This is a genomic window from Sinorhizobium sp. 7-81, assembly GCF_030124405.1.
Classification (GTDB): Bacteria; Pseudomonadota; Alphaproteobacteria; order Rhizobiales; family Rhizobiaceae; genus Sinorhizobium; species Sinorhizobium psoraleae.
The window spans coordinates 1,039,213-1,062,480 of sequence record NZ_JASKLT010000001.1 but is presented as its reverse complement, the minus strand read 5'-3'; the positions used below and the strand labels follow the sequence as shown (position 1 = coordinate 1,062,480).

At 60.9% G+C, this 23,268-nt stretch carries 21 protein-coding genes and 1 pseudogene; 14 read left to right on the top strand and 8 right to left on the bottom strand.

Going from position 1 to position 23,268, the window contains the following annotated elements; all coding sequences use genetic code 11:
• Positions 1–174 precede the first annotated feature (174 nt).
• From QN224_RS05110 to QN224_RS05095, 4 genes and pseudogenes are all read left to right on the top strand, one after another.
• The gene (locus tag QN224_RS05110) at positions 175–348 is read left to right on the top strand and encodes a hypothetical protein (RefSeq protein WP_173510453.1); all 174 of its coding nucleotides are present in this window, start codon (positions 175–177) and stop codon (positions 346–348) included.
• A gap of 75 nt (positions 349–423) precedes the next feature.
• Positions 424–597, top strand: a complete 174-nt coding sequence (locus QN224_RS05105; RefSeq protein ID WP_269277005.1) for a hypothetical protein — start codon at positions 424–426, stop codon at positions 595–597.
• Between the two features lie 78 nt (positions 598–675).
• A pseudogene (locus tag QN224_RS05100) lies at positions 676–995 on the top strand (YnfA family protein).
• 157 nt (positions 996–1,152) lie between these two features.
• Complete coding sequence (locus tag QN224_RS05095; protein ID WP_173510455.1) at positions 1,153–2,655, top strand: AMP nucleosidase; 1,503 nt, start codon at positions 1,153–1,155, stop codon at positions 2,653–2,655.
• 1 nt (position 2,656) lies between these two features.
• Here QN224_RS05095 and QN224_RS05090 read toward each other — a convergent pair whose 3' ends face one another.
• Positions 2,657–3,613 carry a lysylphosphatidylglycerol synthase domain-containing protein gene (locus tag QN224_RS05090; protein WP_283975784.1) on the bottom strand — a complete coding sequence of 319 codons (957 nt, stop codon included), beginning with the start codon at positions 3,611–3,613 and terminating at the stop codon, positions 2,657–2,659.
• 96 nt (positions 3,614–3,709) lie between these two features.
• Between QN224_RS05090 and QN224_RS05085 the strand changes: the two genes are divergently transcribed.
• Both QN224_RS05085 and QN224_RS05080 read left to right on the top strand, forming a co-directional pair.
• On the top strand, positions 3,710–4,729 hold the full coding sequence (locus tag QN224_RS05085) for a glycosyltransferase family 2 protein (protein ID WP_283975783.1): 1,020 nt from the start codon (positions 3,710–3,712) through the stop codon (positions 4,727–4,729).
• Positions 4,722–6,230 (top strand): glycosyltransferase family 39 protein, encoded by a 1,509-nt coding sequence (locus QN224_RS05080; RefSeq protein ID WP_283975782.1) that lies wholly within the window; start codon positions 4,722–4,724, stop codon positions 6,228–6,230. The genes QN224_RS05085 and QN224_RS05080 overlap by 8 nt, the downstream gene beginning before the upstream one ends.
• Positions 6,231–6,304: 74 nt before the next feature.
• Here QN224_RS05080 and QN224_RS05075 read toward each other — a convergent pair whose 3' ends face one another.
• Together QN224_RS05075 and QN224_RS05070 are read right to left on the bottom strand one after the other, a co-directional pair.
• A complete protein-coding gene (locus QN224_RS05075; protein ID WP_283975781.1) occupies positions 6,305–7,204 on the bottom strand; it encodes a diacylglycerol kinase family lipid kinase in 900 nt (299 codons plus the stop codon).
• 81 nt (positions 7,205–7,285) lie between these two features.
• On the bottom strand, positions 7,286–7,693 hold the full coding sequence (locus QN224_RS05070; protein WP_283975780.1) for a helix-turn-helix domain-containing protein: 408 nt from the start codon (positions 7,691–7,693) through the stop codon (positions 7,286–7,288).
• Between the two features lie 102 nt (positions 7,694–7,795).
• Here QN224_RS05070 and QN224_RS05065 point away from each other — a divergent pair, with 102 nt between their 5' ends.
• Positions 7,796–8,809, top strand: a complete 1,014-nt coding sequence (locus QN224_RS05065) for a zinc-binding alcohol dehydrogenase family protein (RefSeq protein ID WP_283975779.1) — start codon at positions 7,796–7,798, stop codon at positions 8,807–8,809.
• Between the two features lie 63 nt (positions 8,810–8,872).
• Here QN224_RS05065 and QN224_RS05060 read toward each other — a convergent pair whose 3' ends face one another.
• On the bottom strand, positions 8,873–9,343 hold the full coding sequence (locus QN224_RS05060) for an Lrp/AsnC family transcriptional regulator (RefSeq protein WP_173510462.1): 471 nt from the start codon (positions 9,341–9,343) through the stop codon (positions 8,873–8,875).
• A 145-nt stretch (positions 9,344–9,488) separates the two neighbouring features.
• On the opposite strand from QN224_RS05060, the gene QN224_RS05055 reads away from it, so the two are divergent.
• On the top strand, positions 9,489–10,397 hold the full coding sequence (locus QN224_RS05055) for a DMT family transporter (protein WP_283976099.1): 909 nt from the start codon (positions 9,489–9,491) through the stop codon (positions 10,395–10,397).
• A gap of 46 nt (positions 10,398–10,443) precedes the next feature.
• Here the strand turns inward: QN224_RS05055 and QN224_RS05050 are convergent, their stop codons facing one another.
• The 3 genes from QN224_RS05050 to QN224_RS05040 all read right to left on the bottom strand — a co-directional run bounded on the left by QN224_RS05050 (position 10,444) and on the right by QN224_RS05040 (position 14,635).
• Entirely contained in the window at positions 10,444–11,331 is an 888-nt protein-coding gene (locus QN224_RS05050) for a proline/glycine betaine ABC transporter permease (RefSeq protein ID WP_173510463.1), read from the bottom strand.
• 197 nt (positions 11,332–11,528) lie between these two features.
• Positions 11,529–12,527 (bottom strand): ABC transporter substrate-binding protein, encoded by a 999-nt coding sequence (locus QN224_RS05045; protein WP_283975778.1) that lies wholly within the window; start codon positions 12,525–12,527, stop codon positions 11,529–11,531.
• Positions 12,528–12,970: 443 nt separating this feature from the next.
• Positions 12,971–14,635, bottom strand: a complete 1,665-nt coding sequence (locus QN224_RS05040) for an electron transfer flavoprotein-ubiquinone oxidoreductase (RefSeq protein ID WP_283975777.1) — start codon at positions 14,633–14,635, stop codon at positions 12,971–12,973.
• 325 nt (positions 14,636–14,960) lie between these two features.
• On the opposite strand from QN224_RS05040, the gene QN224_RS05035 reads away from it, so the two are divergent.
• From QN224_RS05035 to QN224_RS05015, 5 genes are all read left to right on the top strand, one after another.
• A complete protein-coding gene (locus QN224_RS05035; RefSeq protein WP_283975776.1) occupies positions 14,961–16,253 on the top strand; it encodes an Hsp70 family protein in 1,293 nt (430 codons plus the stop codon).
• A gap of 40 nt (positions 16,254–16,293) precedes the next feature.
• Positions 16,294–17,175: a uracil-DNA glycosylase gene (locus QN224_RS05030; RefSeq protein WP_283976098.1), complete on the top strand. Its 882-nt coding sequence runs from the start codon at positions 16,294–16,296 to the stop codon at positions 17,173–17,175.
• A gap of 142 nt (positions 17,176–17,317) precedes the next feature.
• Positions 17,318–17,494: a hypothetical protein gene (locus tag QN224_RS05025; protein ID WP_283975775.1), complete on the top strand. Its 177-nt coding sequence runs from the start codon at positions 17,318–17,320 to the stop codon at positions 17,492–17,494.
• 60 nt (positions 17,495–17,554) lie between these two features.
• Entirely contained in the window at positions 17,555–17,710 is a 156-nt protein-coding gene (locus tag QN224_RS05020) for a hypothetical protein (RefSeq protein ID WP_173510469.1), read from the top strand.
• A 185-nt stretch (positions 17,711–17,895) separates the two neighbouring features.
• Positions 17,896–19,188, top strand: coding sequence for an MFS transporter (locus tag QN224_RS05015; RefSeq protein ID WP_283975774.1), 1,293 nt, complete (start codon positions 17,896–17,898; stop codon positions 19,186–19,188).
• Positions 19,189–19,204: 16 nt separating this feature from the next.
• On the opposite strand, the gene QN224_RS05010 is transcribed toward QN224_RS05015, so the two are convergent.
• On the bottom strand, positions 19,205–20,143 hold the full coding sequence (locus QN224_RS05010; RefSeq protein WP_283975773.1) for a DMT family transporter: 939 nt from the start codon (positions 20,141–20,143) through the stop codon (positions 19,205–19,207).
• Positions 20,144–20,561: 418 nt separating this feature from the next.
• Between QN224_RS05010 and pepN the strand changes: the two genes are divergently transcribed.
• Complete coding sequence (gene pepN, locus QN224_RS05005; RefSeq protein ID WP_283975772.1) at positions 20,562–23,210, top strand: aminopeptidase N; 2,649 nt, start codon at positions 20,562–20,564, stop codon at positions 23,208–23,210.
• The last annotated feature ends 58 nt before the right edge of the window (positions 23,211–23,268 follow it).

The window sequence follows — 23,268 nt, the reverse complement described above, 5'->3', positions numbered from 1 at the left end:
CATGTCTGAAGTGCTGCATGTCTCCGCTAAATTCACTAGGATCTGAGGAGACATGCAGTACGGCGGCTTGCGAAGATGAACCGGAGATGAACGGACATCTCAGCATAAATTCAGTTTGGTTGTGCGAAAAGGCCATTATCGCTTTCAACGTGCCTCCAGCCAACGGACAGAACCATGGATATTCTCGCTCGGCGCCTCACCATCATCAGTCTGCTGATGGTTGTCTTCGCGATGACGCTCGCTGCCGCGGTCAGTGCCGATACGCAGCGCCGCCGCCAAAACACTTATCTCGGCTCGCTGACCGACTGCACCGCCCACACGGCACAATATTGCCAGGCCAAGCTCTAGATCGCTGAAACTCACGCAATTCCGGGTGGAAAACCGCTATTCACTTTTCCTGGAATTGCTCCAAAGGAACCGAAAATGGCCGCTCTCGCCACTTCCGCTATTCTCTCGCTCCGGGTCCTCTTGCTCACGAGCCTGCTGATGGCGCCGATCGGGGCGGTCGCTTACACCAAGGCCGCAGGCCTCGGCATCGGAAAACACGGTGCCGGCCTCGTCCTCTTCGTGACGCTACAGCGTCAAGCCATGAGCTGACCGCAAGCTCGCGACCCGCTCCCTCTTGCACGTGGACTGAAATTCCGATCCCTTCCCAATGAAAGGATTCGGAAAACCATGCCATCATTCGCAATCTATCTCGCGGCGGCACTTGCCGAAATCGCCGGGTGCTTTGCCTTCTGGGCGTGGCTCAAACTCGGCAAATCCATCTGGTGGCTTATGCCCGGCATGGGGTCGCTCGCGCTTTTTGCCTGGCTCTTGACGATGATCGATGCGGCTGCCGCGGGCCGCGCCTATGCCGCCTATGGCGGTTCTATATCGCCGCTTCGCTCGCCTGGCTCTGGCTCGCCGAGGGTGTGCGCCCGGATCGCTGGGACGTGACCGGCGTCGCGGTGGCGCTCGCCGGCAGCACTATCATCCTCGCGGGCCCGCGCTGAGCGTGCAAGCGAAAGATGCGAAAGGCCGAGTTGGGCTGCTCCGAGCGCTTTTGATTCCAGATAGTTGGAGGGAGGCCACGGGAAATCGCGCATGTTTTTCCGCATAGCCCTGCAATCTTGTCGTTTGCTTGTCAGGAGCCGCAGCTTATAATGCGACATGAACAAACGAATCTCGTCAAACTCCGTTCTCTCCATCGCAACCCCTGAAGCAATCGAGCCGCAACTCTTCGAGCATCCGGCCGAGGCCGTTGATTGCCTGGAGGCTCTCTACGAACGCAACACCCGCTTCCTCCGCGAGGCGTTCGAAGGGCTTGGAAAGAACGATGCGCCGCTCACACGTTTCCGTGCCTGCTATCCGCAAGTCAGCATCGAGACGAGCAGCTTCGGCCACGTCGATTCCAGGCTTTCCTTCGGCTACGTCAGTGCGCCCGGTGTCTACACGACGACGATCACCCGGCCCAAACTCTTCCGCCACTACCTGAAGGAACAGCTCGGGCACCTGATGCGCAATCATGGTGTGGGTGTCACCGTATCCGAATCGGCGACACCGATACCGTTGCATTTCGCCTTCGGCGAGGCCGCTCATGTCGAGGCCTCGGCCGCCGAGACCATTGACATCCCGCTGCGCGACCTGTTCGACGCGCCGGACCTCACGACGACCGACGACGAGATCGCCAATGGTTCCTACGAGCCGGGCCCCGGCGAACCGTCGCCGCTCGCTCCGTTCACGGCGCAGCGCATCGATTATTCGCTGGCCCGGCTCAGCCACTACACGGCGACCAGTCCCGCGCATTTCCAGAATTTCGTGCTCTTCACGAACTACCAGTTTTATGTCGACGAGTTCTGCGCCTGGGCCCGGCAGCAGATGGCAGAAGGCGGCAATGGGTACACCGCCTTCGTCGAGCCCGGCAACATCGTGACCCCGGCAGGTGCCGACAAGCCGGATGCCGACTATACCCTCTCCCGTCTGCCGCAGATGCCGGCTTATCATCTGAAAAAAAAGGGGCATGGCGGCATCAGCATGGTCAACATCGGCGTCGGCCCGTCTAACGCCAAGACGATCACTGACCACATCGCCGTGCTGCGCCCACATGTCTGGCTGATGCTCGGTCATTGCGCCGGCCTCAGAAACAGCCAGCGCCTCGGCGACTATGTGCTGGCACATGCCTATATGCGCGAGGACCACGTGCTCGATGACGATCTGCCGGTCTGGATCCCGCTGCCGGCGCTCGCGGAGGTGCAGGTTGCGTTGCAAGACGCCGTTGCCGAGGTGACGGGCTATAAGGGGTATGATCTCAAGCAGATCATGCGCACGGGCACGGTCGCGACTATTGACAACCGAAACTGGGAACTGCGCGACCAGCGCGGCCCCGTCAAGCGCCTCTCTCAGGCGCGCGCAATCGCGCTCGACATGGAGTCGGCAACGATCGCGGCCAACGGTTTCCGCTTCCGCGTGCCTTACGGCACGCTGCTTTGCGTGTCGGACAAGCCGCTGCACGGCGAGTTGAAGCTGCCCGGCATGGCGAGCGCATTTTACCGGACGCAGATCAGCCAGCATCTGAAGATCGGCATCCTGGCCTTGCAGAAGCTCGCGGCGATGCCACCGGAGAAACTTCATTCGCGCAAGCTCCGAAGCTTCTACGAGACCTCGTTCCAGTAGATCACGCTCTCCGCCGCAGCAGGAGCGACAGCATCGTGCCGGCGACTGCCGAGACGATGACGAGCAGATGCGCATTGACGCTGGCTCGGCCGAGCAGTTCAAGTGCGCCGCGACCGCTAGGCGCTCCGAAGGAAATCGCTCCGGCCGCAATCGCCGCCGGGTAGGTTCCAACCCCCGCCGGCGCATGAACCGGCAGCACGGAGGAGAGCTCGCCGCCAAGAGCACCGCCGAAGCTGGCAGCAAGCGGCGCCACGCCCATGATGGCAAGCACCCAGGCGAGAACCACGACCTTGACAGCCCAGTTCAGAATGGTCATCGCCCATGCACGCAGAAATCCTGGCACGTTGCCCGGGAGGCCTGCCTCCACTTCATCCAGCACGGTCGCAAGCCTCCCGCGCGCCAAACGCCGCGCAAGCGCGAGAACCCTTCCCTTCAGCAGAAAGAATGCGAGCGGCGAGAAGAATGCGAACGTCCAAACGAGCCAGCCGATCGACGCATCGCTCCTCTCGATCACAAGGCCGATGGAGGCAACCGTCAGCAAGGCATGCAGATCAAGCAGCCGCATGACGAGCAGCGCCGATGTGCCGTGCACGAGCGGCACGCCGAATTCGGAGCGCATCAGCAGAGGGAAGCTCGTTTCGCCTGCTCGAAACGGCAACATGATGTTGAGCAGATTGTGGACCTGTGTAACGCGAAACAACGGCAGGAAGCGGTCTGTGGTATGCCCCGGGAAATAATCATAGATGCGGTAGCAGCGGATGAAATAGGTGGAGATCAGTAGGGCGAGCGCGGCAAGCACGGCCCCGATGCCAATCTCGGCCCACTGGCGCATCAGGGTCGACCAGCCCCAAACCCACTCGACGAAGATCGCGTAGGCCGCGATCGCGACTACGGAAATCAGCATCATGCGGTTGCGTGCAAGCCACGATCGCTGACTGAACTGCCAGTCCGAATTCATCCGATGCCGATTTCCTGTGCTGAACCACGCAATTCGACGTTGGTTATCACCGTTAACTGTGCAAGAAAACCTGCGACAGTACGCCGGAGATCATCCTTGAACCACACTGAAGAACCCATGGCGGCGCTTGCCGATAAATTGGAGGCCATCGAGCTGTCCGTCGTCGTCCCCGTGTTCAACGAAGAGGACAGCGTCGGGCCGCTCGTCACACGCATTCACGACGCAATGGCCGGCTTCAGCAAGCCGTGGGAACTGATCCTTGTGGATGACGGCAGCACCGACCGCACGCTACCGAATGCCCGCGCCGAACTCTTCCGCCCGGACCTGAGATTGAAGATCATCGAACTGCAGAAGAATTTCGGTCAGACTGCCGCCATGCAGGCCGGTATCGATGCGGCCTCCGGACGATTGATCGCGACACTTGACGGCGACCTACAGAATGACCCCAATGACATTCCGCGCATGGTCGTGGCGATCGAGGAACGCCAACTGGACCTGCTCGTCGGGTGGAGAAAAAACCGCCGGGACGGACTGCTGCTCAGGAAAATTCCCTCGTGGTGCGCCAACCGGCTGATCGGCAAGATCACCGGAGTCAAGCTCCACGACTACGGGTGCAGCCTGAAGGTCTATCGCGCCTCGATCATCAAGCAAGTCAAGCTGATGGGCGAGATGCACCGCTTCATCCCTGCATGGGTCGCCGGTGTCGTGCCCAGCAGCCGGATCGGCGAGATGCCAGTCACCCATCATGCCCGCCATTTCGGTGCATCGAAATACGGCATCTCACGCACTTTCCGCGTCATACTCGACCTTTTGGCCGTGCTCTTCTTCATGCGCTACAAGGCGCGCCCCGGCCACTTTTTCGGATCCATCGGGCTCGCGACCGGCGGTTTGAGCGCACTTATCCTCTTCTATCTGGCCATCGACAAATTCATCCTCGGCAACGACATCGGCACACGCCCGATGCTCATGGTTGGTGTGATGCTGTTCCTGTCGTCGATCCAGCTCATCACCACGGGCATACTGTCGGAGATGATGGCCCGCGCCTATTTCCGCGACGACGAGACGACAAGCTACATCGTGCGCCAGGTCTTCGAGCAGGAACAAGCCGATGCTTGACGCCGTCAATCGACGCCCGGACACGGTCTTCCTTGCCGTTTCGGGTTATTTCCTGCTGTGCGTTCTGCTGCGCCTTGCCGTTTCCAACTCCCTCGAGATCGACGAGGCGGAACAGGCTTATCTGTCGCAGTTCCTGCAACTGGGTTACGGACCGCAGCCTCCATTCTACAACTGGCTGCAATACGGCCTGGGTCAACTGCTCGGCACGTCGCTTGCGACCATGACGATCCTCAAGAACGGGCTCCTGTTCCTTTGCTGCCTCTTTTACGGCCTCGCCGCACGCCTTGTCCTTGCCGATCGGCGGCTTTCGGCCACCGCGATGCTCGGTGTGCTGACGTTGCCGCCGGTTTTCTTGCTGGCGCAGCGTGATCTTTCGCACACGGTCGCCGCGCTTTTCGCCGTGTCGCTGTTCCTTTACGGCTTCCTGCGGACACTCACGCGACCGAGCCTCCTTTCCTATCTGCTTACCGGGGCCGCCGTCGGCATCGGCGTGATCTCGAAGTATAATTTCGTCCTGGTGCCGGTCGCCGCGATCATTGCCGTGCTCCCCGAGCGCGACCTGCGTGCCCGCATCTTCGATTGGCGGACGCTGGCAGCCGTTGTGGTTGCCTGCCTTATCGTCCTGCCGCACGGCTACTGGGTGCTTCAGAATCTCGATTCCGCGTCGAGCGGTACCTTGAACGAGATGAAGGAACGCGAGGTGGAGGGGCGGCTCCTGCAGGCGGCCCACGGTGTCCTGGCGCTCGGCTCGGCGATCATCGGCGGCAGCATCGTCACGCTGCTCCTCTTTGGCCTTGTCTTTCGCGCCAGGATCCGGCTGATCTGGCAGGCCGAAAGCCAGTGGACCCGGATCGTCGGACGCATGATTTTGCTGTGCCTCTTTGCCGTTCTGCTGATCATTCTAGGCGTAGCGGCGACGCATGTTCGCGAGAAATGGCTGGTGCTTTTTCTCGTCCTGCTTCCGCTCTATCTCTGTCTCAAGATCGAGGCGGCGAAGATCGATTTGTCGGGCCATCTCGGCCGATTCTTCCTGCTGGTCGGAATCATCGCCGTCGGCGCACTCACGGTCGTCTCGGCCCGGGTCATCGTGCGGCCCTGGTACGGAGATTATTCGAGGCTGAACATTCCTTACGGAGCATTTGTCGAAGCCGTCGCGCAGAGCGAAGGCAAGCAGCCAGCGCTCGTTCTGACGGGCGACAAGCAGCTGGCAGGCAATATCCGCACACAATTGCGCGATGCACTGGTTGCCATTCCCCATCTTTCGAATGTGCCTGCGGCCGATATGTCCAAACGACCGCTTCTGGTGGTCTGGCGCGACGGCGAGGCCCAGGCACAGCCGGTTCCGGAGCTTCTGAAAGGGGCCTTGAAGGCTTTCAACGTCCCGGAGACAGGAATGTCACCACGCTCGCTAGCCCTGCCCTATCTCTACGGTCGCGATTCGCAGCGATATGGTTTCAGCTACATCTGGATCGGGGAACAAGGCACCGTCGCCGGACAATAGCCCCGCCGGAGCAGCTCCAGGAAAGTATGCAACGGCTTTCCGCTCGAAACTGCGTCCTTTCAAGGCGGCTGCATCTATTGATTGCCGACCAGCAGCTTCAGTTCGCCGGGATGGACGCGCAGTGCCACGTCACGTCCCATCGGCAGAAGCTCGCCGTCAACGACGCAATTGATCTTTCTGTCCACCTTCGGGAAGTGCAGATCGACAGCGATGGCGCTCATCTCGGTGATCAAGGGGCTCGCGCGGAACTTTCCGCGCAGGATATCGAAGGCAAGTTTCGCGACCCCGGCCGGTTTCAGCGGCGGCGCCGTGTAGAAACCGAGATGCCCGCTCGTCACGTCATCGGCGTACATCAATGTGGCATGGCCGAAGTGATTGTTCGAGACCGAAATGGCCGAGACATGCCGGCGCTCCCGGTGACCGTCGGCATCGAACTCGATCTCAAAATCCGGGGGGTTGAAAATCACGCCGATCGCCGCACGCGTGCTTGCGCCGATCTTTCCGAGCCTTGAGGCGAAACGGTAGGATTCGCGATAGCGTACCAGGCGGGCATGCAAGCCCATCGAAAACTGATGAACGAAGGCGCGGCCGTCCGCGCTGCCGATGTCGCCATCGATGATCCTGCCATAAGCAAGGACCTCCGGCGCCTTCCAGATATCGAGCGGCAGTTTCAACGAACGCGCGAAAAGGTTCATCGTCCCAGCCGGGATGACGCCGAGCGGCATGCGGTTTTTCCACGCGACGCCGGCAGCCGCCGAAATCGTACCGTCGCCGCCGCCGGCGACAATCGCATCGAGATCGTCACGGTGGCAGGTTCTTTCCAGCATATCGCGCATGTCACCGGCCCCGACAGCGACGACTTCGATCTGATGTCCGGCACCGCGAAAGACCTCTTCCACCCACCGTCCGTAGGCCTCCATTTCCGTCGTCCGGAATGTTCCCCCATCTCGATTGAAGATGGCTTTGACTTTCATGAAACGTCGTTTTCTCCCGGACCTCGATCAAACATGTAGGTCACAGATAAGCGCGATGAGAAGGGTTTCCAGAGGAGCCGGTCAGGCGTCCTCGAATTTGGCTCGCGAAGACGATCGGTTTTCGAGCGGTTTCAGCGTCATACGATCGCCGTCGCAAAGGACATTTTCATCGCCCCACGCTTTCAGCGCCATGATCACTGGCCTCAAGCTTTCTCCCCTGGGCGTCAAGGCGTAGTCGACGCGCGGCGGGACGACCGGAAAAACAGTGCGTGACAGAAGCCCCGCCTCCTCCAGTTCGCGCAACTGCTTGGTCAGCATCCGCTGCGTCACGCTTGGCAATCTCCGCCGCAACTCGTTGAAGCGCAACGTGCCCTCGAGCATCAGGTGATAGAGGATGACCCCCTTCCATTTGCCGTCGATGAAGCTCAGCGTCGACTCCACCGGGCAACCCGGGAATGTGTTCGTCAGTTTCGCGCGCGGCCTGGACATAACAGTATCCTTTTCGACACTATGGGCCAAATTTGTGCATTCTTGTGCTTATCGACTATAATGCTCATGTAGCTCCTGTTCAATTCTGCAAAGGAGCATTCGATGCGTGCCGTCGCCTACAGGATACCGCAAGCCATCTCCGCCGAAACCGCCCTGATCGACGTCGATCTGCCTGTGCCCTCGCCGGAAGATCGCGATCTTCTGGTCGAGATCAAGGCTGTCTCCGTAAATCCCGTCGACACGAAAGTGCGCGCCGGCGTTCAGCCGGAGCCGAACCAGCCGAAGGTTCTCGGCTGGGACGCCGCCGGCGTCGTCAAGGCCGTCGGCCCGAAAGTCACACTGTTCCAAGTGGGCGACGAAGTATTCTACGCCGGCGCACTCGACCGGCCAGGCACCAATGCCGAGTTTCATCTGGTGGACGAGCGCATCGTCGGCCGAAAGCCGAAGTCGCTCGGCTTTGCCGAGGCCGCCGCGCTGCCGCTGACCGCGATCACCGCCTGGGAAACGCTGTTCGACCGTTTGAAGGTCGGTGAGCCGGTGCCGGGGGCTGCCAATGCCGTGTTGATCATCGGCGGCGCCGGCGGCGTCGGATCTATCGCGATCCAATTGTTGCGCGCGTTGACGAACCTCACCGTGATCGCCACCGCCTCTCGACCCGAAACCCGCGACTGGGTGCTGAAGCTCGGCGCCCATCAGGTACTCGACCACGGTCGCCCGCTTGCCACCGAGATCGAGCAATTGGCGCTTGGCGCGCCTGCCTTCGTCTTCTCGACCACCAACACCGACAAGCATATCGGCGAAATCGTCAAGCTGATTGCACCGCAGGGCCGGTTCGCCCTGATCGATGATCTTCCTGTGCTCGATGTCATGCCGTTCAAGCGCAAAGCTGTGTCGACGCACTGGGAGATGATGTTTGCCCGTCCGATGTTCAAAACGCCAGACATGATCGAGCAGCACAACCTGCTCAACCGCGTCGCGGAACTGGTCGACAGCGGCAAGATCCGCACGACCTTGACGGAAACGCTGGGTCCCATCAACGCGGCCATGCTCAGGAAGGCGCATCAAATGATCGAGACCGGCCGCACGCGCGGCAAGCTCGTTCTGGAAGGGTTTTGAGCAGACGTTTCGAAAGGGGCGCGCAGCCTTCCCGCGGCAGTCAGTGCCGCGGGAAATCCTTCGCTACAGCGACGGCAGCTTCAGCGGACCGCCCGTCTTGATTGAGCGGATGGCGAAATTCGATCGGATATCTGTCACGCCCGGCAATGCCAGCAGGGTTTCAGTCAAGAGCTTCTCATAGGCCGAGAGGTCCTCGACCACGACCTCGGCCAGGAAATCGGCATTGCCGGAAATCAGAAAGCACGAGACCACCTCGGGAATGGCGAGCAGCGATTCCTGCTGGCGGCGTGCGTTCTCCTGGCTGTGATGGCCAACCTTGATCTCGACGAACACCGTAAGGCCAAGGCCGACCTCCTTGCGATCGATGTCGGCGCGATAGCCGCGCAGGACACCGGATTTTTCGAGATTGCGAATGCGCCTCAGACAGGGTGACGGCGACAGGTTGACCCGTTCCGCAATCTCGACATTGGTCGCTCGCGCATCCTCCTGGAGAATCTTCAGGATGGCGATATCGAATTTGTCCAGCTTTGGCATATTCAGAAACTCAATGGCGGCAGATTGGCAGATTGTTGCCAAACATACGGGTTGTGAGGCGGAGATAGCAAGGACATACCCCCGCACTCGGCGCTAGTTTCTTCCCGATCCTCTTTCGCAAACCCCTTCGGGAAGGAACATGAAAATGGTTGCGCTCGCTCTCGATCGCGGCTCCGCCGCACCCGCCGCCGGCTATGCCGGCGCGTTTATCACCGTGATGATTTGGGCGACCTGGATTCTCGCCACGCGGCACACCGCCGCGACGGCAATCGGGACGATCGACCTCGGGCTCATTCGCTACGGAATACCGGCGCTGGTACTCGCCCCGGTCTGGCTGAAGACGGGGCTCTTGCCCAAGGCGTTGCCGCTTTCCCTTCTCGTTCTGATGGTCGCGGGTTCGGGCGCTGTGTTTTTCCAGGTGGCCGCCTTCGCCATCCACGCAACACCTGCTTCATCCGTCGGTATTCTGCTCGGCGGCTCGATGCCGCTCGCCGCGGCGTTGATCGGCGTCGTGTTTTTCCAGGAGCGCCCCGACCGCATGCGCATCATCGGCTTTTCCGCCATCGTCGTCGGCGTCGCTATCCTGCTTGGCCGCAGTCTCGGCGCATCGGATCCATCCGCCTGGACGGGCTATGGGCTGCTGCCCGCCGCCGCGACGCTTTGGGCAATCTATACCCACGCGTTCCGGCGCTCAGGTCTGAGCGCCGTCGAAGGCAGCGCCCTGATTGCCGTTTGGTCGTTTCTGATCCATCTCGCCTTGGCATCGGTCTTCGGCAGCACGCTTGCGAGCGTCCCGCTCGGCGAGATCGGCCTCCAGGTCTTGAGTCAGGGCGTTCTTTCGGGCCTCGCGGCAACGGTTGCCTATGGCTTTGCGGTCCGTCGCCTAGGCGGCACGCAAGCGGCCGCCTTCACCGCCTTGACGCCCGTGCTTGCCATGTTCGGCGGTGCAGCGTTGCTTGGCGAAACGATCGGTCCGTACGAGATCGTGGCCGCGGTCGTCACCTCGGCTGGCGTTGCACTCTCGACCGGCATCCTCTCCCATAGGCAGGCTTGATCGTATAAGAAACGGCCCGGAAACGCTGGTTTCCGGGCCGGTCTTTCTATCCGTGAACGATCTCGCGATGTCTCTGCAGGCGATGACCATAGGCCTGGCTGACGCGATCGAAGATGATCGCGATGCCGACAATGGCGAGGCCATTGAAGATGCCGAGCGTGAAATACTGGTTTGCGATCGCCTTCAATACCGGCTGGCCCAGCCCTTGAACGCCAATCATCGAGGCAATCACGACCATGGCGAGCGCCATCATGATCGTCTGGTTGATGCCGGCCATGATCGTCGGCAAGGCAAGCGGCATCTGCACGTTCTTCAGCTTCTGCCAGCTCGACGAACCGAAGGCATCCGCCGCCTCCAGCACATCCTTGTCGACGAGCCTAATACCGAGATTGGTGAGGCGGATCATCGGCGGGATGGCGTAAATGACCACGGCGATCAGGCCAGGAACCTTGCCGATGCCGAGCAGCATGACGACCGGGATGAGATAGACGAAGCTTGGCATCGTCTGCATGACGTCGAGCACCGGATTGACGATGTTCTGAAAGCGATCCGAGCGCGACATTATGATGCCGATCGGTATGCCGACCGCAATCGACAGAACGGTACAGACGAAGATCATCGAGATCGTCTTCATCGTGTCGTCCCACATGTCGAAATAGCCGATGAGGAGAAGCGTACCCATGCATCCGGCAACGATCTTCCAGTTGCGGCTGGCGAACCAGGCGATGACGGCGATCAGGATCAGAATGATCGGCCACGGCGTCCGCGTCATGAACCGCTCGGAGTGGATCAGAAAGAACTGCAGCGGTTCGAAGAAAGACTCGATGCCGTCGCCATAGGCGCGTGTGAATGCCCGGAAACCCTCGTCGATCACTTTCTTCAGCTCTCGAAGCCGGTCATCGTCCATATGCGGAAATTTGGTCAGCCATTCCATGTCTTCATTCCCCTTCGCACTCTTCCAGGCGGCTCATCTTTCTTTTTTTTCACCGCCGACCCACAAACGCTCGATGCGCCGTGTAACCAATGGAGCTGCGCAATCTTATTCTCAAACCGACATGCGGTGAAGGAAATCGTGCGCTTCTGAAACGAGAACGGCGCGCTTTGCGCGCGCCGTTCGTTGGAAAGAGTCGATCAGAGAGCAGCCTTGACCTTCTCCGCAACCTCCGGAGAAACCCACTTGGTCCAGAGGTCTTCGTTTTCCTCCAGGAAGTGCTTCGCACCTTCTTCACCGCTCGCCTGATTGTCGGTCATCCAGGCCATCAGCTTGTTGACCGTGTCGTTCGTCCAGGCACGGGTGTTAAGATACTCCATTGCCGGGCCGGCACGGTCGGCAAAGGTCTTGGTCACCAGCGTCTGAACCTTGTCCTTCGGCCAGTCGTTCTTCTTCGGATCCGGGCAATCGGCAACAGTGTTGCAGCGCTTCCATTCGGCCATGTCGCCGGGCACGCCGTGTTCGAGCTTGACCATCTCGTACTTGCCGAGCAGCGCCGTCGGAGCCCAGTAGTAACCGACCCAGCCCTGCTTGCGCTCATATGCTTTCGCGATCGAGCCGTCGAGGCCGGCGGCCGAACCGGTGTCGACCAGCGTGAAGCCCGCGGTCTCGGCGCCGTAGGCCTTGTAGAGCTGAGTGGTCACGACCGTACCGCCCCAACCCTGCGGACCGTTGAAGATTGCACCCTTGCTCGGATCCTCCGGATCCGGGAAGAGTTCCTTGTGCTTCAGCACGTCGTCGATCGTCTTGATGTCCGGATTGGCATCGACAATATATTTCGGTACCCACCAGCCCTGTACTGCGCCGTCCGAAAGCGCAACAGCAGCACCGACGAGTTTGCCTTCCTGGAGGCCGCGGTTCACCACATCCGGCAGCAGGTCGACCCAGCCTTCCGGTGCAATGTCCGGCTCGCCCTTCTCGATCATCGAGGTGATCGTCGGCACCGTATCACCGACGACCAGTTCGGCGTCGCAGCCATAGCCTTCCGTCAGGATGAACTTGTCCACGTTCGCCAGCACTTCGGCGCTCTGCCAGTTCATGTTGGCGATCGTCACGTCGCCGCATTCTGCCGCCGACGCCGCGCTACCTAGACCGAGAAGGCCGGCAGCCAGACATGTCGTTGCAAGGAATTTTTTCATTTTCAGTTCCCTCTGTTTGGCGGTGTACCCATGGCGAACTGTCAGCCTCACCGCAACGGCCGGCAGCGAACGGAACAAGGCCCCTGCCCCAATCCGAGAGGAATGGAAGCAACAGCTTACGACGGCCGTCAATGCCTATTCGGATCGACGCCCCCATCATTGCTACTCAGTCTTTCCGGCAAACACTTTTCCATTTGCGTCAGCCAGTGCGCTGACTCACTTCCCGGAGACACAAAAAATTGATGGGTTTGGAGGCCCGGCAACCGTGCCGCGTTTATTAAAGCCAAGGATCAACCGCGGAGGCGACGTCGGCCTGGACGTCCCAGCGCCAGGCCGTCTGAACCGGCAAATGCCGGCGCCTATCGGCCGGCATGACCGCACATGTCGAAAGACCGGCCGCCGCTCTTTCCCGACGCGATTTCGGGCGGCTCGCCTCTCGAACATTACATGTTCGGATAGACCGGGCCCTCGCCGCCTTGCGGCGGCACCCAGTTGATGTTCTGGTTCGGGTCCTTGATGTCGCAGGTCTTGCAGTGCACGCAGTTCTGGGCGTTGATGACGAAGGTCGGCTGGCCGTCCTTCTCCACCCATTCGTAGACGGCGGCCGGACAGTAGCGGCTCGACGGGCCGGCATAGACGTCATATTCCGAGCGCTTCTGCAGTTCGGGGTCCTTGACCTGAAGATGGATCGGCTGGTCTTCCTCGTGATTGGTGTTCGACAGGAACACCGAGGACAGCCGATCGAAGGTCAAGACGCCGTCCGGCTTCGGATAATCGATCTTCTGGTGCCGGGCCGCCGGTTCGAGCGATTGCGCATCGCTCTTGCCGTGCTTCAGCGTGCCGAAGAAGGAAAAGCCGAGGAGCTGGTTGGTCCACATGTCGAGGCCGCCGAGCGCGACGCCGATGGCGGTGCCGAACTTCGACCACAGCGGCTTGACGTTCCTGACCCGCTTCAGGTCCTGGCCGATGGCGCTGTCGCGCCAGCCGCGTTCGATCTCGATCGGCTCGTCATTGGCGCGGCCATCAGCGATCGCTGTAGCGAGCTTTTCCGCCGCCAGCATGCCCGACAGCACCGCATTGTGGCTGCCCTTGATGCGCGGCACGTTGACGAAGCCGGCCGAGCAGCCGATCAGCGCGCCGCCGGGGAAGGACAGTTTTGGCACCGACTGCCAGCCACCCTCGGTGATGGCGCGTGCGCCGTAGGAAAGCCGTTTTGCCCCTTCGAACGTGCCGCGGATCGCCGGATGCGTCTTGAATCGCTGGAACTCCTCGAACGGATGCAGATAGGGGTTCTTGTAATTGAGGTGGACGACGAAGCCGACCGCGACGAGGTTGTCCTCGAGGTGATAGAGGAAGGAGCCGCCACCGGTCTTCATGTCGAGCGGCCAGCCAAAGGAATGCTGCACCAGGCCGGGTTTATGGTTTTCCGGCTTGACCTCCCAGAGCTCTTTCAGCCCGATGCCGAATTTCGGCACGTCGCGGCCCTCGTCAAGCCTGTATTTGGCGATCAGCTGCTTGGCCAGCGAGCCGCGCACGCCCTCGCCGATCAGCGTGTATTTGCCGAGCAGCGCCATGCCGCGGGCAAAGTTCGGCCCCGGCTCGCCAGAGCGTTCGATACCCATGTCGCCGGTGGCAACACCGATGACCGCGCCCTCGTCGTTGTAGAGCACCTCGGTTGCGGCAAAGCCCGGATAGATCTCGACGCCGAGCGCCTCGGCATGCGTCGCGAGCCACCGACAGACATTGCCCAGCGAGACGACATAGTTGCCGTGATTGTTCATCAGCGGCGGCATCAGGAAATTCGGCAGGCGGACCGAGCCGGCGGGACCCAGGAACAGGAAATGGTCGTCGGTGACTTCGGTCTTGAGCGGATGGTCGGGCTCGTCGCGCCAGCCGGGCAGTAGCCGGTCGATGCCGATCGGATCGACGACGGCGCCGGAGAGGATATGGGCGCCGACCTCAGCACCCTTTTCCAGCACCACGACCGAGAGCTCCGGATTGACCTGCTTCAGCCGGATCGCCGCGGCAAGCCCGGCCGGACCGGCGCCGACGATCACCACGTCGAATTCCATGCTCTCGCGTTCCGGCAGTTCCTGTCGCTCGGTCATTCTAATGCTCTCCAGTCTCGCCGGTCTTGCGCCGGTTCTCCGTTCCCAGCCAAATCATCCCGTCATGGCAAATGCGGCCAGGATTGTCGAGCCGAGATGCGACAGACTATCTCCGCATTTGCGCATAACTTCATGAGTTTACCACACGTGCCTTATATTACTTGTACGTAAACGTAAACATAGCGTACGATTCCGGTGGTCGATGCGGCTTGCTTTTATGGTCTCCGCATGCGAGGAGGCCCGCCCTCCCCTGAGAGTGACGCAATTCCGGACGGATAACCGTTACCGCCCTCTTCCTGGAATTGGTTTAGATACGGAGAACGTCATGGCATCGGCCCTCGGCCTAGATTTCGGCACGACCAATTCCGTGCTGGCACTGTCACAGGACGCCTCGACACGCTCCGTCGTCGTCGACAGTCCGGCGGGCAAATCCGACACCACGCGAACCGCACTTTCGTTCCTCAAAGGCGCAGACCGCGGACGGTTACAGATCGAAGCGGGACAGGCGGCAATCCGCGAATTCATCGACAACCCCGGCGAATGCCGCTTCCTCCAGTCGATAAAGACGTTCGCAGCGAGTTCGCTCTTCCAAGGGACGATGGTCTTCGCCAAGCGGCACGACTTCGAAGACCTCATGTATGCGTTCCTCGCGCGGTTGAGGGATTATGCGGGAAGCGACTGGAGCAGCGAGCTGAAGCGCATCGTCGTCGGGCGCCCGGTGCAGTTTGCCGGCGCCAATCCCGACGAAAAACTGGCGCTCCAGCGTTACAATCGTGCCCTCGCACGCTTCGACTTTCCGGAAATCCACTACGTCTACGAACCGGTCGCGGCTGCCTTCTATTTTGCGCGGACCCTCGACAGGGATGCGACCGTGCTGGTAGCCGATTTCGGCGGCGGGACGACCGACTACTCGATCATCCGCTTCGAGAGCGAGGGCGGGCGACTGACTGCGACGCCGGTCGGGCATGGCGGTGTGGGCATCGCCGGCGATCATTTCGACTTCCGCATCATCGACAATATCGTCTCGCCGCTCATCGGAAAGGGGAGTCTGTTCAAGAGCTTCGACAAGCTGCTTGAAGTGCCGTCGAGCTACTATGCCAATTTCGGCCGCTGGAACCAGCTGTCGATCTTCAAGACGCTGAAGGACTTTTCCGAACTCAAGAAGCTCGTCCGGGCGAGCCTGGAGCCGGAAAAGCTCGAGGCCTTTGTGGACCTGATCGAACATGATGAGGGCTATCCGCTCTACCAGGCGGTTTCAGCCACCAAAATGCGGCTGTCGCAGGAGGAGGAAACCGAGTTCTTCTTTGCACCGCTCGGCGAGCGGGCGCGCAGGACGGTCCGGCGAGCCGACTTCGAGACCTGGATCGCGCCCGATCTTTCCCGAATCGAACAGGCGCTCGATGACGTGCTTCAAAAAACTGCGACAGCACCGGCAACGATCGACAAGGTTTTCCTAACTGGCGGCACGTCCTTCGTACCGGCGGTAAGACGGATATTCGACAACCGTTTCGACCGGTCAAAGATCGAAAGCGGCGGCGAACTCCTGTCGATCGCGCACGGGCTTGCGTTGATCGGCGAACGGCAGGACATTGAGACCTGGACGGCAGAAGCCGCCTGATGCCGCTGGACCGCTTCCGCCGATCTGCTACATTCGCGCCATGATCCCGGCCAACGACCTTTCCCCTGCAGAGCTTGCCGCCCTTCTCGCCTTCCATGCGGACGCGGGCGTCGAATGGCTGCTGGAAGACGAAGCCGTCGACCGGTTCGCGGAATTCGAGATGATGAAGGCGAGGCGTGCGGAAGCGCGTGGCGCACCTCAACGCCCGGCCGGCACCGGGCAAAGTCAAGCTGCAGGATCGCAGCCAACGGCATCCACTCAGTCCCGCAATGCCGTTCCGGCCGCGCCGACAGCCTCCCCTCCGCCTGTCGCAGTCCCCGACGAGCAGGCCGTCAAGGAGGCCAGGTTCGCCGCGGAAACCGCGCGCTCGCTGCCGGAACTGCGGACGGCTATGGAGTCCTTCAATTACTGCAACCTGAAGAACAGCGCCCGCAATCTCGTCTTCGCCGAGGGCAACCCTGCTTCCCGCATCATGATTGTCGGACCGATGCCCTATCCGGACGACGATCGCGATGGCCAACCATTCGCCGGCAAGCTCGGCGAAATGCTCGAGCGCATGCTTTCCGGGATCGGTCTCGCGAAGCAAGATGTGCTGCTGACAAATGTCGTGCCATGGCGGCCGCCCGGAAATCGCGTGCCGACCGCGCGGGAGGCAGATATCTGCCGCCCCTTCATCGAGCGGCAGATTGCGCTCGCGGAACCCAGGCAGTTGTTGCTTCTCGGAAACTTCACCGCTCGCTTCTTCTTCGGCGGCGGCGATACGATCCATCAGTTGCGGGGGGAATGGCGCGAAGTTTCCGCCGGTGGTCACCGCGTCGCGACGCTGGCCACGCTGCACCCCCAGGATCTCGTGACGGCACCAGTCAACAAGCGGTTTGCTTGGCAGGATCTGCTGGCCTTCAGGGCCAGATTTAGCGGCTAAGCACGCTCAGCGCTCAACTCATGAACAGATCGTGAAAAAAGCCATGCGAATTGCGCATGTCAGCGCCGCATTTTAATGCATTGCAAAATCAATGCTGCATCGCAATATGAGCGGACGGGAGGAATGGAAAAGGAAATGAACCATGACTGCCCGCTTTCGTCCGATCCACAGCAGCTTTGAGACGCTCCGCCATGCCGGCGCTGCGCTGCGGACGCCGTTCAATAATTTCGGCACGGCAGCCAACGAGCAGATGACCGCAATCGGCCTTTCCCGGACCACGCGTCCGGCACAGCTCTACGCCGAATTCATCCAGCGTTGACGCAGAGCGGAGCACACAGCTCCGCATTGCTTGTTCCAGACCGCAGATAGGAAGAGAATTATGTCCAAGCCGCTCGATAGTATTCGGGGCCTGCTCGACACGATCTCCGACATCGGCACCGCCGTGCGCGCCTCGCGCGAATACAGCCGCCTGAGCACGATCAAAGATCCACGGCGTGCTCACAGGGTCGCCGTCAGCCCGCTGCTGCCGAACTAATCCGGCTTCCTGCGCCTTTTCGCCAAAGACTGTCGCAATCGACAGCGTCCAGAAATTTCGATAGAGCCACTCTCATTCCGATCCGTGGAGTGAGCTGACGAGGACTCGATCGACTCTCCTTCCCCGTATCCCGGACGAGTCTCCGCCAAGGCTGAAGACGACACCGGCAACGTCCAGGAGCGCCGATGCTGGCCAGTCTCTCTTCCGTTTTCAGCCTTATGCTGTCCACCTTGCTGATGATGGTGGCCTTCGGGCTGCAAAGCTATGTCATTCCCGTGCGCTCCGTGGCAGAAAGCTGGTCCACCCTTACAGTGTCGATCTTTGCCACCGGCTATACGCTCGGCTTCACGCTCTCCTGCATCGTCACACCGAAATTCGTGCTGCGCGTCGGACATGTCCGCGTCTTTACCGCGCTGATCACGCTGCTCTCGATTGCCATCCTGATGTGCGGGCTCTTTGTCGACTGGCGCGCCTGGATCTTCTTCCGGGCGATTTCCGGCTTTGCCATTTCCGGAAGCTATCTCGTCATCGAGAGTTGGCTCAACGAGCGTGTGACGAACGAAAATCGCGGCCTGCTCTTCTCGCTCTACCTCATAACGACCATGGTCGGCACCATCGGCGGCCAATATCTGGTGCCCCTCGGCGACCCCACCAACACCTCGCTGTTCATTCTCTGCGGCGTGCTGTTTTCGCTGGCGCTGCTGCCGACGGCGCTTTCCTCCTCGCCCATGCCGGCGCCGCCGGCGCAAGCGAAATTCGACATTCCAGGTCTATTCCGCCGCTCGCCCGTCGCCGTCGTCGGCGGCGTTCTCGCCGGCGCGCTTTCCGGTGCCTGGCTCAATCTTGGCGGCGTTTTCACCCAGAGGATCGGGCTTTCTACGGCTGAGGGTGCGACCCTCCTTGCATCGCTGCTCGCCGGAAGCGCGATCATGCAGATACCGATCGGCCGCGCTTCGGACCGAATGGACCGCCGCATCGTCATGGTCGCCTGCGGCATTGTCGGCGTCATCTCCTGCCTTGCCATGTCGGCTTCGATCGGCAGCAGCCCGGCGATGCTCTATCTCATGGCCGCCTGCATCGGCAGCGTGCTCTTCCCGATCTATGCGCTCAATGTCGCGCATGCCAACGACCTCGCCCGGCCGAACGAATATGTCGAGATCTCGTCGGGCCTGATGATCACCTACGGCATCGGCACCATCGTGGGGCCGTTAATGGTCGGCCCCGTGATGGACCGCTTCGGTCCTGCGGCGTTGTTCATCGTCCTTGCCGTCTACTTCGCGCTCTACGGTGGCTACGCCGCCTGGCGCATTCTGAGGCGCGAGCAGCACCAAGGGCTCGTCGCCAAGACCGATTTCCAGGCGACCACCGTTATGCCGACGCCGGGGCCCGATGTGACGAGCCCGATCGCCCAACAGGCAGATGCCGATGCGCTCATCAGCGACGACACCGTCCCCCTGTGGGAGCGGCCCTCGGAATAAGGGCTTGGCGAAATCGTCACCCTTGCGGCGTCACATGCTTGCGGGCGCCTCTGCGCTCCAATCCCAACTGGTGCTCTCGAAAGATGATGAAGATGCCCGCGCTGACAACGATCGCCGTGCCCGCCAACATGGTTTCCGTCGGTATATCGCCGAAGAAAAAATATCCGATGGCAATGCCCAGCACGATCGATGTGTACTCGAATGGGGCGATCGTCGACATGTCGGCATGACGGTAGCTTTCCGTCAGCAGGATCTGCGCGACGCCTCCGCAGAAGCCGGCGACCATCAGCAGCAGGAAGGACGTCCAGGACATTGTCGCCCAGCCGAAGGGCAACGTCGCAAGCGAAAACATCGAGGCCGAGAGGGAGAAGTAAAGCACGATCGTGTGCGTTCGCTCGGTCTTCACCAGCTTGCGCACGAGCACCATCGCGATCGCCCCAAGCGTCGCAGAAAGTAATACGCCGACCGCACCAAGCGCCTCGGATGAGCCGAATTCTCCATTGCGCAGCAGCGTCAGCCGCGGCCAGGTGATGATCAGCACGCCCATGAGCCCGATCACGACCGCGGACCACCGGTAAAGCCGCACGGTCTCCCGGAGAAAGACAGCTGCGAAGATCACAGCGAGCAGCGGCATGGCGTAGCCGATCGCAATCGCCTCCGGCAGCGGCAGATGAACGAGCCCGTAGAACCCGCAACTCATCGAGAGAATGCCGACGAAGCCGCGCGCTAGATGTCCAGTGATGTCCTTGGTTCTGAACGCATCGCGCAACTGGCCGCGAAGCGCCAGGAAGCCCAGGATGGGCACCATCGCAAAGGCGGAACGGTAGAAGGTGATTTGCCCGGTGGCGATGTCGCTGCCCGCAGCCTTGATGCACGTGGACATGCAAACGAAGATGACGACCGAAAGAACCTTGAACAGGATCCCCTTCATCGGGCTTACGATGTCCGCATCCATCGAACGCACTTTTCAAACGCTGCCGGCCAATGCAGGAAGGATGTCAGCCGAGGAAGACGCGGCGGAAAGCCGCAGGAAGATCGCGCTTACTCTAGCGGCGCCATGTCGGAATATGGATCAAATTTCTTGATGGAAAGCATTTTTTCTTGATGCATTCGCCATCGAATCCGCAGCGTGCCAAGATTCTTTAGCAAGCGCGAAAAAATCCTTGCCGATTTAGTTCTTGTTAGTGACGCTTCTGTAAATCACTGATCGATACGGGAGCGGGAAGAATACCGGAAGCCACGTCTTCGCCGGAGTGCGGCCACCGGCATCACAATCATGTGGCAAGGCTTCGCTTTTCGCCCCTTGGGCTTTTCACCATCACAGGCGCCCTCTACAAATCGAATGTACAAGGAAGGCGCAAGCGAGACTGATCATGCGGACAAATACTGGCCAGACCATTCGTCTGGAAGACTACCGGCCTACCGACTTCGTCCTTGAGAGAGTGGATCTGACTTTCGAGCTCGACCCCAAGGAAACGAAGGTCGAAGCGCGCCTCATTTTCCACCGGCGCGAAGGTGTAAGCCGGGCGGCACCTCTGGTCCTGGACGGCGACGAACTGCGCATGGCCAGCCTGCTGCTCGATCAGGTGGACATACCGCCAGCGCTCTACGAGGCCACCGACGATACGCTGACGATCCGCGATCTCCCGGAAACGGCCCCGTTCGAGATCACGGTAACGACTCTGCTCTCGCCTGAGACCAACACCAAGCTGATGGGCCTCTACCGCACCAACAACGTCTATTGCACCCAGTGCGAGGCGGAGGGGTTCCGTCGCATCACTTACTTCCCGGATCGCCCGGATGTGCTTGCCGTTTATACGGTCAACATCATCGCCGACAAAACAACATCACCGCTTCTGCTGTCGAACGGCAACTATCTCGGCGGCGCGGAAATGGGCGACGGTCGTCATTTTGCCGCCTGGTACGATCCACACCCGAAGCCGAGCTATCTTTTCGCACTGGTCGCCGGCGACCTCGGCGTCGTGGAAGACACCTTCACGACCGTGTCGGGCCGCACTGTCGCGCTCCGGATCTATGTCGAGCATGGCAAGGAAGCCCGTGCTTCCTACGCCATGGACGCGCTGAAGCGCTCGATGAAGTGGGACGAGGAGGTTTTCGGCCGCGAATACGATCTCGACATCTTCATGATCGTCGCGGTCTCCGACTTCAACATGGGCGCCATGGAGAACAAGGGGCTCAACGTCTTCAACGACAAGTACGTGCTCGCGGATCCGGAGACGGCGACGGACGCGGACTACGCCAACATTGAAGCGATTATCGCGCACGAGTATTTCCATAACTGGACAGGCAACCGCATCACCTGCCGCGACTGGTTCCAGCTCTGCCTCAAGGAAGGCTTGACCGTCTACCGCGACCACGAATTTTCCGCGGACATGCGTTCCCGCGCCGTCAAGCGCATCGCCGAGGTGCGCCACCTGAAGTCGGAGCAATTCCCCGAGGATGCCGGTCCGCTCGCCCATCCGGTGCGCCCGACGACGTATCGTGAAATCAACAACTTCTATACGACGACCGTGTATGAGAAGGGCTCCGAGGTGACGCGGATGATCGCCACCATCCTCGGGCGCGATCTCTTCAAGAAGGGCATGGATCTCTATTTCGACCGCCATGACGGCCAGGCGGTGACGATCGAGGATTTCATCACCTGCTTCGAGGACGCCAGTGGACGCGACCTCAAGCAATTCTCGCTCTGGTATCATCAAGCGGGGACACCGCTGGTCACCGCTTCGGGTTCCTACGATGCGGAAAAGCAGACCTTTTCGCTTTCGCTGGAGCAGACCGTGCCTCCCACTCCGGGGCAGAGCATCAAGGAGCCGATGCATATTCCGCTGCGGCTCGGGCTTTTGCTGGAGGATGGCAGCGATGCGAAAGCTGCAAAGGTTTCCGGCGCCGACATCACGGACGATGTCGTCCATCTGACCGAACGCAAGCAGACGGTTGTCTTCTCCGGCATTCCCTCGCGCCCCGTCCCCTCCTTGAACCGCGGTTTCTCGGCGCCGATCAACCTCCACATGGAGCAGAGCGCAGAGGACCGCGCGCTGATCGCGCGCCACGAGATCGACCTTTTCGCCCGCTGGCAGGCACTGAATGCCATCGCGCTCGACAATCTGGTCGCGGCAACGGCGCAGGCACGCAGCGGTCAATCGGTCACCTGCGACGGCGCTCTCCTTGATGGCCTTATTGCCGCGGCCGCGGATGATCGGCTGGAACCGGCGTTCCGCTCGCAGGCGCTTGCGCTGCCGAGCGAATCCGATATTGCCCGGGAAATCGGCAGCAACAACGATCCGGATGCCATTCACGCCGGCCGTCAGCAGATCCTGGCTGGTGTCGCCGCAGCCGGACGGGATACGTTCATCCGACTGACGGACGAAATGGCATCGCCCGGCCCATTCAGCCCGGATGCCACCAGTGCCGGTCGGCGGGCGCTGCGCAACAGCGCCCTTACCTTCCTCGTCTATGGTGACAAGGGACCGGAGAAGGCGGCGGAGGCGTTCCGTGACGCCAACAACATGACCGATCTCAGCCTCGCGCTGACGTTGCTTGCGCATCGCTTCCCGGACACGAAGGAAACGACCTCCGCACTCACCGGCTTCAAGCAACGCTTTGCGGACAACGCCCTCGTCATCGACAAATGGTTCGCAATCCAGGCGACGATCCCCGGCCCCGAGACCCTCGACCGCGTCAAGGCGCTGATGTCCGACCCGCTTTTCAACGGAAACAATCCGAACCGTGTGCGCTCGCTCGTTGGAACCTTCGCCTTCTCCAATCCCACGGGGTTCAATCGGGCCGACGGCGAAGGCTATCGCTTCCTCGCCCGACAAATTCTCGACATCGATCCGCGCAATCCTCAGCTCGCGGCGCGCATTCTGACCTCGATGCGTTCATGGCGCTCGCTGGAAGATGTCCGGGCCGATCATGCCCGCAACGCGCTGAACGAGATCGCCGGCGCATCCAACCTCTCCGCGGACGTCAGCGATATCGTCGACCGCATGCTGAAGGCCTGACGGGCCCTCCCGTCATCATGAATCACTGCGGCTTCGGCTCGAATCAGGCCAAGGCCGC

Coding starts and splice junctions, on each gene's coding strand:
- QN224_RS05035 (WP_283975776.1), top strand. CDS start 14,961: ATGGCATCGGCCCTCGGCCTAGATTTCGGCACGACCAATTCCGTGCTG.
- QN224_RS05095 (WP_173510455.1), top strand. CDS start 1,153: ATGAACAAACGAATCTCGTCAAACTCCGTTCTCTCCATCGCAACCCCT.
- QN224_RS05055 (WP_283976099.1), top strand. CDS start 9,489: ATGGTTGCGCTCGCTCTCGATCGCGGCTCCGCCGCACCCGCCGCCGGC.
- QN224_RS05020 (WP_173510469.1), top strand. CDS start 17,555: ATGTCCAAGCCGCTCGATAGTATTCGGGGCCTGCTCGACACGATCTCC.
- QN224_RS05015 (WP_283975774.1), top strand. CDS start 17,896: ATGCTGGCCAGTCTCTCTTCCGTTTTCAGCCTTATGCTGTCCACCTTG.
- QN224_RS05065 (WP_283975779.1), top strand. CDS start 7,796: ATGCGTGCCGTCGCCTACAGGATACCGCAAGCCATCTCCGCCGAAACC.
- QN224_RS05090 (WP_283975784.1), bottom strand. CDS start 3,613: ATGAATTCGGACTGGCAGTTCAGTCAGCGATCGTGGCTTGCACGCAAC.
- QN224_RS05045 (WP_283975778.1), bottom strand. CDS start 12,527: ATGAAAAAATTCCTTGCAACGACATGTCTGGCTGCCGGCCTTCTCGGT.
- QN224_RS05070 (WP_283975780.1), bottom strand. CDS start 7,693: ATGTCCAGGCCGCGCGCGAAACTGACGAACACATTCCCGGGTTGCCCG.
- QN224_RS05010 (WP_283975773.1), bottom strand. CDS start 20,143: ATGGATGCGGACATCGTAAGCCCGATGAAGGGGATCCTGTTCAAGGTT.
- QN224_RS05080 (WP_283975782.1), top strand. CDS start 4,722: ATGCTTGACGCCGTCAATCGACGCCCGGACACGGTCTTCCTTGCCGTT.
- QN224_RS05075 (WP_283975781.1), bottom strand. CDS start 7,204: ATGAAAGTCAAAGCCATCTTCAATCGAGATGGGGGAACATTCCGGACG.
- QN224_RS05050 (WP_173510463.1), bottom strand. CDS start 11,331: ATGGAATGGCTGACCAAATTTCCGCATATGGACGATGACCGGCTTCGA.
- QN224_RS05110 (WP_173510453.1), top strand. CDS start 175: ATGGATATTCTCGCTCGGCGCCTCACCATCATCAGTCTGCTGATGGTT.
- QN224_RS05060 (WP_173510462.1), bottom strand. CDS start 9,343: ATGCCAAAGCTGGACAAATTCGATATCGCCATCCTGAAGATTCTCCAG.
- QN224_RS05025 (WP_283975775.1), top strand. CDS start 17,318: ATGACTGCCCGCTTTCGTCCGATCCACAGCAGCTTTGAGACGCTCCGC.
- QN224_RS05105 (WP_269277005.1), top strand. CDS start 424: ATGGCCGCTCTCGCCACTTCCGCTATTCTCTCGCTCCGGGTCCTCTTG.
- pepN (WP_283975772.1), top strand. CDS start 20,562: ATGCGGACAAATACTGGCCAGACCATTCGTCTGGAAGACTACCGGCCT.
- QN224_RS05040 (WP_283975777.1), bottom strand. CDS start 14,635: ATGACCGAGCGACAGGAACTGCCGGAACGCGAGAGCATGGAATTCGAC.
- QN224_RS05030 (WP_283976098.1), top strand. CDS start 16,294: ATGATCCCGGCCAACGACCTTTCCCCTGCAGAGCTTGCCGCCCTTCTC.